Annotated in this window: 1 pseudogene; it reads right to left on the bottom strand. The window is 41.1% G+C overall.

What is annotated here, in order from left to right:
• Positions 1-488, bottom strand: a pseudogene (locus ACFSR0_RS05775) (IS3 family transposase); the annotation flags it as partial.
• Positions 489-569 lie beyond the last annotated feature (81 nt).

Raw genomic sequence — 569 nt, 5'->3', positions numbered from 1 at the left:
ATGCGCAATGGGAAATCCTTTCCAAGAAACGTGTTTTTCCATTGGTAAAGCGATCCTCGACTGACGCCTTCATCTTTCGCTAACTTTTTTCTATTGGTTCGAGGCTTGTAAAACTTTCTCAACACGTCATCTTTTTGATCTTGGCTTAACTTTACCGCACTTTTCCTAAGTTTTCTAGCCCCAGGCGCTAGTTCTTCACACCATTGCCGTAAAGACTCTCGATTAGGGTAACCAAGCAGTCGAATCGTCCTTGCATAGCACTGTCCATATTCAAAATAATGATTCACAGCTATTCGTTTTTGTTCTTCTGTATACTTTGATTTTTTTCGGTAATCCGAATGAAGCTCTCCAGATATCAAATATTCCTTGTACCATTTGCGAAGTGCGCCAACTGACGGATAGCCTAATTCATGAATGGTAGCTGCATAGGAACAATCGTACTTTAAGAATAATTGAATTGCTTTTACACGTTCTTCGTGGGAAAACATACGGGCATTCCTCCTGAGTTCATTTTTGGTCCAGGATTATGTCCGCACCGCCCCGTGTGTACTTTTATTCTGCCATAAACA

Origin of the sequence: Enterococcus camelliae (assembly GCF_042685105.1) — a bacterium.
Classification (GTDB): Bacteria; Bacillota; Bacilli; order Lactobacillales; family Enterococcaceae; genus Enterococcus_G; species Enterococcus_G camelliae.
The sequence above is the reverse complement of the archived record's forward strand: the minus strand, read 5'-3'. Positions and strand labels throughout refer to the sequence as shown.